We start from the raw sequence: 1,613 nt of genomic DNA, 5'->3' as shown, positions 1-1,613 counted from the left end.
AACTATCTTTACGCAAGCACTAATAATCAAGGTAAATATCGTGCTACTGATGAATCAACTATTAAAAAACTTAATGCTAGACAATTTGTTCAATACGTTGACGGTATCGCTAAAGAACGTCTTGAAAGACTTCAAGTTGAACATACTAATAATGTTAATCTTAAGTATATAGTAGAGAATGAAAATGTTAAAGCATTTACTAGTATTAAGCAAGGTGATTATTTAGAAGCCATATATAATGTTAAACTTAAACGTATTGATATATTTGCTAATGATACAATTATTGGTTATATAGGAGTTCCAAATATTGATAAGTTTGGTAATTATGATATGGTTAATCAAGGTTGGAAATATAATATTCATGCTGAAAATGGTCAAGTTATTTCTCCGTTTAAAGATGCTTTAATTAGTATTCTTGACGGTGACAGATTTGACGAAGAATTTATTGGTCATTTATATGAACTTGCCGTTAAAGAAGAAGTTACAAATAAAGAACTTGATACTTTATTTAAAGAATTTGAAATTAAATATCCTGATATTGTTAAAAACTTTACTACTCCTGTTGCAAGTTTTGATTTAGCTGGACATCTTGTTAATCTTACTAAATATATATTTAATCAGCCTTATGAAAATAGTCATGAAGCTAGTATTAATCGTTGGTTTAATAATCTCCTTAATAGTTATGACCAAGCTATTACAATAGTTAAAGGTGATTTTAAAGGTAAGATTAAAGCTGTTAATGTTAAATATGGAGTTCTTAATACTATTGATGATATTAATGGTGAATGGAATGATGTACAAGAAACAGTAGTTGGTTATGATGAAAATATTAACAAACTTGGTGTAGTTGTACAAGGTCAAGTATATCTTAATGGAGAAAGTAAACCAACTATTATTGAAAATCTTACTACTAATGGTATGCCTGTTATTAGTATTCCAAGTAGTGATGGTACTTCTCTATATGCTTTTTGTAAACAAGTTCCATTAAATAGTAATCTACTTAAAGGTGATGCTCGACGTATTATTAATTCTATTAAGAATGAAGTTAATAATCTTTGTAGAGATTATATTAGTGGAAAAATAAGTTTTGGTGAACTTAAACAAAGTCTTGGAGATATATTTGGAAATAATAAACTTATTAACGGAGATAGAAATACTGGACTTCAAATTAGTATTAATCCTACTAATATAGGCTTTTATGTTAAAGGTGCACATTTTAATGGTAAGGATTATGCTTTTACTATTAATTCTGATGCTGGTAATTATAAACGTAATATTATTATTAATTCTCCTTATGTTGTTAATAGTGCTTTTAAAATAGGTAAAAGTTATGGTATTAATGCTAGTACTATTGATGAATTAGATAATGCTCTTCGTCCTGTTATTGATGAAATGTTTAACTATGCCCAATTTGCTATTAGTAAAGATTTTATTAATGATAGTACAAAAACTAATGATAAAACTAATAAATATATTTATCGTGAAAATGGTAAAACTATTATAAATATTGATGGTAAAACTTATAGTTATAATAGTTATCAAGATTTTATTATTAGTAATGGTTTAGTTAGAACTAAATTAGCTAATACTAATACTAATGAAACTGCTGGTAA

General features: G+C 26.3%; 1 protein-coding gene. It reads left to right on the top strand.

Features of this window, described 5'->3' with window-relative positions; genetic code table 11:
• On the top strand, positions 1–1,613 hold a 1,613-nt coding region (locus DXN04_RS35135; RefSeq protein ID WP_158569341.1), incomplete at both ends, for a hypothetical protein.

Origin of the sequence: Chitinophaga silvisoli (assembly GCF_003412465.1) — a bacterium.
Taxonomy (GTDB): domain Bacteria; phylum Bacteroidota; class Bacteroidia; order Chitinophagales; family Chitinophagaceae; genus Chitinophaga; species Chitinophaga silvisoli.
This window is presented reverse-complemented; position numbering and strand designations above follow the sequence as displayed.